General features: G+C 57.4%; 9 protein-coding genes. 8 read left to right on the forward strand and 1 reads right to left on the reverse strand.

Annotated elements, in window-relative coordinates; translation table 11 throughout:
- Positions 1–24 precede the first annotated feature (24 nt).
- Genes MUU53_RS19035 through MUU53_RS19050 form a run of 4 tightly spaced genes read left to right on the forward strand, consistent with a single transcriptional unit; the run spans position 25 to position 2,471 of the window.
- Positions 25–1,017, forward strand: coding sequence for a glycosyltransferase (locus MUU53_RS19035; RefSeq protein ID WP_247262296.1), 993 nt, complete (start codon positions 25–27; stop codon positions 1,015–1,017).
- Complete coding sequence (locus MUU53_RS19040) at positions 1,014–1,712, forward strand: class I SAM-dependent methyltransferase (RefSeq protein ID WP_247262297.1); 699 nt, start codon at positions 1,014–1,016, stop codon at positions 1,710–1,712. The genes MUU53_RS19035 and MUU53_RS19040 overlap by 4 nt, the downstream gene beginning before the upstream one ends.
- Positions 1,713–1,717: 5 nt before the next feature.
- On the forward strand, positions 1,718–2,083 hold the full coding sequence (locus MUU53_RS19045; RefSeq protein ID WP_247262304.1) for an EamA family transporter: 366 nt from the start codon (positions 1,718–1,720) through the stop codon (positions 2,081–2,083).
- A complete protein-coding gene (locus tag MUU53_RS19050; protein WP_247262298.1) occupies positions 2,076–2,471 on the forward strand; it encodes a hypothetical protein in 396 nt (131 codons plus the stop codon). Before MUU53_RS19045 ends, MUU53_RS19050 begins: the two co-directional genes overlap by 8 nt.
- Here the strand turns inward: MUU53_RS19050 and MUU53_RS19055 are convergent.
- On the reverse strand, positions 2,468–3,454 hold the full coding sequence (locus MUU53_RS19055) for a Gfo/Idh/MocA family protein (RefSeq protein WP_247262299.1): 987 nt from the start codon (positions 3,452–3,454) through the stop codon (positions 2,468–2,470). The two genes, MUU53_RS19050 and MUU53_RS19055, sit on opposite strands and share 4 nt — an antisense overlap.
- A 192-nt stretch (positions 3,455–3,646) precedes the next feature.
- Between MUU53_RS19055 and MUU53_RS19060 the strand changes: the two genes are divergently transcribed.
- The 4 genes from MUU53_RS19060 (at position 3,647) to MUU53_RS19075 (ending at position 7,990) form a co-directional block, all read left to right on the forward strand.
- On the forward strand, positions 3,647–4,597 hold the full coding sequence (locus MUU53_RS19060) for an aldo/keto reductase (RefSeq protein ID WP_247262300.1): 951 nt from the start codon (positions 3,647–3,649) through the stop codon (positions 4,595–4,597).
- Positions 4,597–5,043: a GNAT family N-acetyltransferase gene (locus MUU53_RS19065; protein WP_247262301.1), complete on the forward strand. Its 447-nt coding sequence runs from the start codon at positions 4,597–4,599 to the stop codon at positions 5,041–5,043. The genes MUU53_RS19060 and MUU53_RS19065 overlap by 1 nt, the downstream gene beginning before the upstream one ends.
- A gap of 30 nt (positions 5,044–5,073) precedes the next feature.
- The gene (locus MUU53_RS19070; protein WP_247262302.1) at positions 5,074–6,069 is read left to right on the forward strand and encodes an aldo/keto reductase; all 996 of its coding nucleotides are present in this window, start codon (positions 5,074–5,076) and stop codon (positions 6,067–6,069) included.
- Between the two features lie 193 nt (positions 6,070–6,262).
- On the forward strand, positions 6,263–7,990 hold the full coding sequence (locus MUU53_RS19075) for a methyl-accepting chemotaxis protein (RefSeq protein WP_247262303.1): 1,728 nt from the start codon (positions 6,263–6,265) through the stop codon (positions 7,988–7,990).
- The last annotated feature ends 72 nt before the right edge of the window (positions 7,991–8,062 follow it).

Here is an 8,062-nt window from a genome sequence, read left to right on the forward strand (position 1 = left end):
GCAGTGTACCGAGTAGATCAGATCATGGATGATGCCGCATCGGGCGAACTGAAGATCGCCGTCCTTCTGCCTTGCTTCAACGAGGCTTCCACCATCGCATCCGTTGTCCAGGGTTTCAGGTCGGCTCTCCCCTCCGCCCGGATCTACGTCTACGACAACAATTCTACCGATGGCACGGCACTCGCGGCCATGCTGGCAGGCGCCGAGGTGCGTCGAGAGCGGCGTCAGGGCAAGGGGCATGTGGTGCGCCGCATGTTCGCCGACATCGAAGCCGATCTCTACATCATGGCAGATGGCGACGGCACCTACGCACCGGAAGATGCCGACGAACTGGTTCGAACGCTTCTGACCGAGCGCGTCGACATGGTTGTCGGAACCCGTCGCGGGGTGCATGCCGACGCAGGCCGCCAGGGACATGCGGCGGGCAACCGGTTGTTCAATCTTCTCTACCGGCAGATGTTTGGCTCGGATTTCACCGATATCTTTTCGGGCTACAGGATCTTCACGCGGCGTTTCGTCAAAAGCTTTCCGGCAGTTTCCGGCGGTTTCGAGATCGAAACGGAAATGTCCGTTCACGCCTCCCGCCTGAAGCTGCCGGTGACGGAGCTTGAACTGGATTACGGGCGGCGGCCGGAGGGGTCGTTTTCGAAGCTCTCCACATTTCGGGATGGCTTTCGCATTCTTAGAATGTTCGCCATGCTGATGAAGGAAACGCGCCCGTTTGCCTTCTTCGCCGTGATTGCGGCCCTCTTCTGCTGCGCGGGCCTGCTGTTCTCGGCGCCGGTCCTCATCGAATATTTCGAGACGGGTCTTGTTCCGCGCATGCCGACCTGGGTTTTCTCACTCAGCCTTTATGGTCTGGGCTTCGTCTCCTTCGCAGCGGGCGTGATCCTGGATTCGGTTGCGCGAGGCCGAAATGAAGTGCTTCGGCTGAACTACATTAATCTGCCTTCCTTGTTTTCCGAACGACAACGCTCCCCGGTTGCCGCCACTGAAGGGAAACGGGACGCCGCATGAAACGCGAGACGACCAACAAGATCCGCTTCGTCATCGAAGACATCCTGCCACCCATCCTGCGGGATTCCCGATTGTTTCTCTGGCTTGCGCAGAGTGCATGGGGTTCACACATCTCCCACCTTGCCAGATTTCGCGAACGTGCGCCTTTCCTGACAGCGGATGAATATGCCGAGCTTTACCGCAATCATCCGCGCGTACACGCTGGAACGGATAATTCCGATGCCTGCATCCGACGCATTGTCAGCGAAATAGCCGGATCGAGTGTCTGCGATGTCGGTTGCGGTACAGGCGCGCTGTTGACTCATATAAAAGCAGGCAACCCGGATCTTGCCCGCGTGACGGGTGTCGACTTCGTCATCGATGATGCGGCGGCCTTGCCGGGTGTCGAGTATGTGGCCGCCAAGATCGAAGAGCTGCCCTTTGCCGATGGCGAGTTCGATACGGTGGTGTGTACGCATGTTATCGAACATGTGCTGGAGTATCGGCAAGCCATTGCAGAGCTTCGCCGGATTGCGCGCAAGCGTCTGATCATCGTCGTGCCGCGCGAACGGGAATATCGCTACACCTTCAATCCGCACTTCAATTTCTTCCCCTATACGCACTCCTTCCTGCGCGCCGTCCACCCGGTGCCGTTACGCTATGTGTGCGAAGATATCGGGCGTGACATCTTCTACCTGGAAGACAGAGAAGGCTGAGCGTGATGGATTTTTCCAGCCTCACACCGGCACTCTGGCTCGGGCTGATCGGCACACCGCTGATGATCGCCATGGGCCAGGTGCTCTTCAAGATGACGAGCCAGACCGCGGGTTCCTTTTCGGTCAACGGCCTCCTGTCACTGGCGCTGAACCCTATCCTTATCGCAGCTCTTATTCTTTACGGGCTCGGTACAATCATCTGGATCTATGTACTGAAGTCCGTGCCGCTGACGATCGCCTATTCATTCATGGGCCTTACATTCTGCTTTGTGCCCGTGCTGGCGCAAATCTTCTTCGGCGAGCCCTTGAGCCTGCGATACGCGGTTGGAGCTTTCCTGATCATTGCGGGATTGCTGACCATCAATGTCTGAACGGCGCGAGAAAACAGACTGGCTGGTCATGGTCGGTGTTACAGTGCTTGCCGACCTGCTGCTCTTCATGGTCCTCGATACAAGCATGCAGGGACTGATCGTCTCGCGGCTCATGTCGCTCGTCCTGGCTTACGGGATTGCCCAGGCCATTCGCCTGCTCACCGGTTTCGGCAAGCCACCACGCGCCTTTGTCGAGCGGCCCGGTCTCTGGCCGCTCGTTGTCATCACCGTTGTCGTCAATACGGGGCTCTTCGCTGTCTTGAGCGAAAGAGCGCCAATCGTTCAGCCGGTCGTTCATCTCGCCTTGTCGTGGCTCGGCTCCCTTGCGTTTCTTGCCTTTGGCCTGAAACGAATTCGCCGTTTCCAGCGACCAGACAAGCGGGACTAGACCTTTTCCCAGCCGTCGTGTTCGCTTGCGCGATAGATGGCATCGATGAATTGCTGGTTGGCACGCGAGCTTTCCAGCGTGACCACCTCGGCCTGGTTGCCGGTTGCGGCGCGAGCGAAGGCCTCTGCCTGACGCTTGTACTGCCTGCTATCCTGGAATCGAAACACTTCTGAGCGTCCGTGACCCTGGTCGGTCAGTTCGACCTCCTCGGCCCCGTAGCGATCCGCATTGAACGGCGACTTGACCTCGATGAAGCCCTTGGTGCCGTGGAACACCATGACCTGCCGGGCAGCCATCTGGGTGGCGACATAGAAGGTCAGATCGAAATCGCCGAAATCGGCTTTTACGCTGGAATAGATGTCGGTTCCGAACTCCGGATCACGCTCCGTCGTGGCCTGAATCCGCAATGGCTCCTTGCCGGTAGCGAAACGGGTGGCCATGGTCGGATATACGCCGATGTCCGGCAAGCCACCGCCGCCCAACTCCGGAATGTTTCGCATGTTGGAAGGATCGCGGTTGAAATAGCTGAACGCACCCTGCACGTGGCGCAGACGCCCGATGGCCTCATTGCGCAGAAGTTCCCGCACCTTGTGCCACACGGGGGCATAGGTGATCATGAAGGCTTCCGAGATCAGCACCTTGTTGCGATCTCTTGCCTCGATAAGCCTGTCGATCTCACTGGCCTTCAACGAGATGGGCTTTTCGCACAGCACATGCTTGCCCGCTTCTGCCGCCTTGATCGTCCATTCGACATGCTGACTGGTGGGCAGCGGGATATAGACGGCATCGATTACATCGGATGCCAGCATTTCCTCATAGGAACCAAAGGCATGCGGCACTGAAAATCGATCCGCCATGGCACGGGCGCGGGTCATGTCGCGGCTGGCAATTGCACTGACGACCGCATTCTCCGCATCCTGAATGGAGGGAATGACAGCGTTCTGACCGATACGGGCGGTGGAAAGGATTCCGAAACGGAACATGGGGATCTCCTCACTATTTTCGGTCTACCTTACGAACCGCATGAGGCGGATGCAATTGCTGTTCGGAGGTCAATCCAATCGATTTATTTCCGTGATCCTCCATAACGCCTTTTGATTGGTGCATGACCTTCCATCAGGATAGCGTTGCTCCATATCCCCAACCTATCCATTGAAATTCCAGGAGCAGATTTCATGCAACACCGCGCCCTTGGCCGCACAGGTCTTTCGATCGCCCCTGTCGTATTCGGCGGCAATGTCTTTGGCTGGACCGCCGACGAAAAGACATCCTTCGACCTGCTCGATCGCTTCTTCGACGCGGGCTTCAACACCATTGATACCGCCGATGTCTATTCGGCCTGGGTCGATGGTCACAAGGGTGGCGAGAGCGAAGAGGTGATTGGCAGATGGCTGAAACGCGGAAGCGTCAGCCGTGACAAGGCCATCATCGTCACCAAGGTCGGCTTCGATAATCGCGGCCAGAAGACAGGGCTCTCCAAGGGCTGGATCGAACAGGCGATCGACGCCTCCCTGAAGCGGCTCGGAACCGACTATGTCGATCTCTATCTGGCCCACAAGCCGGATACCGAAGTTCCTGTCGAGGAGAGCCTGGAGGCCTTCGCAAAGCTGAAACAGGCCGGGAAGGTGCGTGCCATCGGGTGCTCGAACTATAATGCGACGCAGTTGCAGGCCTCGCTCGACGCTGCTGCCAGCAAGGGCCTGCCGCGCTACGACGTGCTTCAGCCAGAATACAATCTTTACACTCGCGAGAAATTCGAGGGGGCGCTTGCGGACCTCTGCCAGCGTGAGGAAATCGGCGTTATCAGCTACTATGCGCTGGCCGCAGGATTTCTGACCGGCAAATATCGCGAGTTAAAGGATACCGAGGGTGTCGCGCGCTCCTATCGCGTCGCCGATTATCTCAACGACAAGGGGATGCGTATCCTTGCGGCGCTGGACGAGATCTCGGTCGAAACCAATGCGTCTGCGGCCAGCATCGCGATCGCCTGGGTGGCTGCGCGGCCGGGAATCACCGCACCGATTGCCTCTGCAACATCCCTGCGACAGCTGGAATCGATCGTGGCCGTGGGCTCGCTTCAATTGTCTGCCGACCAGATGGCGCGCTTGAACGAGGCCGGTCTCTGATGGGCATCTTGATCCGCAATGCCACGGCTGGCGATGAGGCGCGCTTTCGCGAACTCTGGGCCAGCTATCTGGATTTCTATCAGGTCACGGTTTCGGACGAGATCTCGGCCTCGACCTTTTCCAAGGCGCTCAGCCCCGATAGCAGCATCTTCATGCGCGTTGCAGAAGTTGATGGGCGCGTTGAAGGCTTCGCGCTCTGCCTGACCCATGAAGGCACATGGATTCTCGGCAAGGATCTCTATCTCGAAGACCTGTTTGTCGATGCAAGCCAGCGCGGCAAAGGCGTGGGGCGCGCGCTGTTGCAGGATCTGGTCGATCTGTCGAAAGCCAATGGCTGGTCCCGGCTCTATTGGCACACGGCCGAGACGAACGCTACGGCGCGGAAACTTTATGACAGCTTCGTCCAGTCGGACGGGCATCTCAGATATCGCATCACGATCGGCTAAAGCCGATCCGTCAACCGGAAGGGTTAGACCATGCAAAAGAGAAAACTTGGATCCCTGGAAACCTCCGCTCTCGGGCTGGGCTGCATGGGGATGACCCATGCCTACACAGCCGTCATCGAAGAGCAGGCTTCCTTAAATACGCTGGCACGCGCTGTGGAACTGGGCGTGACGCTGTTTGACACGGCGGAAGTCTATGGACCGTTTACCAATGAGGAACTGGTGGGAAAGGGCCTCAAGCCCTACCGGGACAAGGTGCTGATCGCGACCAAATTCGGCTTTACCATCAGCGATGAGGCAAAGGCCGCGCGCCCGTCGGGCGTCGACAGCCGTCCGGACCATGTACGGGCTGTCGCGGAAGCTTCCCTCAGGCGGCTCGGCGTCGAGGTGATCGACCTATTTTATCAGCACCGCGTGGACCCGGACGTCCCGATCGAAGAAACCGTCGGCGCCATGGCGGAACTGGTGAAGGAAGGCAAGGTGCGGGCACTCGGACTTTCCGAGGCAAGCGCCGCAACGCTCAAGCGCGCGCACGCCGTCCATCCCATCGCCGCCATCCAGAGCGAGTATTCCCTGTGGACTCGTGACCCCGAGGAAAACGGTGTTCTGGATACCTGCCGGGAACTCGGTATCGGCTTCGTTCCATTTTCGCCACTCGGTCGCGGCGCGCTAACCGGCGCCCTGAAAAATCTTGATGGCCTTGCCGAAAACGATTTCCGGCGCAGCCTTCCCCGGTTCCAGGGCGAGAATTTCGATGCGAACCTTGCGCTGGTTCATCTACTTGAAGAGATGGCCGCGAAGAAAGGTGTTTCCGCAGGTCAACTGGCTTTGGCATGGGTGCTGGCACAGGGTGATTTCATCGTACCAATTCCCGGTACAACGAAGATTGCCAATCTGGAGAAGAATGTCGCCGCAGCAGATATCGATTTGTCTGCAAAGGAACTTGCCGAATTGGGTGACATGCTTGCTCCCTCGAAGGTCAAGGGCGAGCGCTATCCGGAGAGCATGGCGAAGATGGCCAACAAGTAGCACAACCGCTGCATCGTACTCCGGAAGGGTATAAATCTTGCGGAGTGCATCTCTTATCTTGCGCGATGTAGGAGAAGCCAAAACGCTGCACTCCATCAATGTTTTCTAACACAAACTCCTCTATTTTAATAAATTAGTAAAATCTTACTATTTATTGTCCACTAGCCAGGTTCTTTCCGCCTATGAGGCTTTCATGTCTATTTTTGATCTCGGCAGCGATGCGCGGTCTATACTCGCAGCACTTAACCGATCGCAGGCAATCATAGAGTTCGACCTTGGCGGTCGGATCCTGCACGCGAACGAGAACTTCCTCAAGGTCATGGGATATCAACTGTCGGAGATCGTTGGGCAGCATCATCGTATGTTCGTGTTGCCCGCCGAAGCGGCATCTATCGAATACAAGCAGTTCTGGTCCAGTCTCGCCGAGGGTCGTTTTGACCAGCGTCAATACAAACGCTTAGCGAAGGGAGGCCGGGAGATCTGGATCGAAGCCTCCTACAACCCGGTTTATCGAGGCGGAAAGCCGTTCAAAGTCGTGAAGTTCGCGACGGATATCACGGCGCAAAAGCTCCGAACGCTGGATGCAGAAGGCAAGCTCGCGGCACTGGATCGCGCGCAAGCCAGCATTGAATTTACGCCGACGGGTGAGATCATTGAGGCGAATTCCAACTTCCTTCAAACTATGGGCTATTCGCGCGAAGAGATCATCGGTCGACACCATTCAATGTTCTGCGATCAAGACTATGCTGCGTCTCGCGATTACCGCGAGTTCTGGTCAACACTGGGGGCCGGTGCCTTCATCGCGGATCAGTTCACCCGTTTTGGCAAAGGTGGAAAGCGCGTCGACATCCAGGCGTCCTATAACCCAATCGTCGACCGCGATGGCAAGGTGCTGAAAGTGGTCAAGTTTGCGACCGATGTTTCCGAACGGGTACGCGTTATCGAAGAACTCGGTGCCGGACTGCATCGCCTTGCCGAGTGCAATATACGCATGACCCTCGACAATACCTTCAGCGCCGAATTCGAACCCCTGCGACAGGATTTCAATAGTTCGATCGGCGCCTTCCAGCAGACCCTTTCCGGCGTACTCAATCAGGCCGAGTTCCTGATGGAGAACGGTGCGGCCATGAGCAAGTCAGCCGAAGAATTGTCCGCCCGCACGCGCCAGCAAGTTGCCGCTCTGGAAACCACGGCAACAGCACTTGCTCAAGCCACGTCGAATGTTCGTTCCGCAACCGAACGTACGCGGGAGACGCGAAAGCTTGCAAGCGATGCGCGTCTGGCTGCAGCCTCATCTGTCGAGGTCGTTCGCAATACGGTGAGCGCAATGGAGCGGATCGAGGCTGCGTCGAACGAGATCGGCAAGATCATTGGGGTGATTGACGAAATCGCCTTTCAGACAAACCTGCTGGCCCTTAACGCTGGGGTAGAAGCTGCACGCGCCGGTGAGGCCGGCAAGGGCTTTGCCGTCGTGGCGCAGGAGGTACGTGAGCTTGCACAACGTTCTGCGAGTGCTGCGAAGGATATCAAGAGGCTGGTCAGCACGTCAGCGGATGAAGTGAAGGATGGCGTCCGGCTGGTCGGCGAAACTGGCAAGGCCCTGCAGGAGATCGAAAGTTTCGTAGAGGCAATCGATCGCAATGTCGATGGCGTCGCCACATCCTCTGCCGAGGAAGCTCTTGCACTTGAGGAAATCAACCACTCCGTCATGGATGTCGATCGAATCACAAAGGCGAACGCCGAGATGGTTGCACAGTCCACGCAGATCAGCCAATCGCTTTCGGACGGCACTGCCGTTCTGACAGAGCTTGTCTCCCGGTTCAAGTTGAATAGACGCAGCACTCCCCGTGAAAACAAGCGCGAGATCTGGACACCGGAAGAACGCGCCCGAAGGATTGGTCGCATGCGCCAAGCCTACTAGGCGGTAGTGACGATTTAGCTATTTGAGCCAGATGGCGATGGCTGCGAGTTTGACGAATCCCATGAAGTTGGC

Origin of the sequence: Affinirhizobium lemnae, from assembly GCF_022968395.1 — a bacterium.
Classification (GTDB): domain Bacteria; phylum Pseudomonadota; class Alphaproteobacteria; order Rhizobiales; family Rhizobiaceae; genus Neorhizobium; species Neorhizobium lemnae.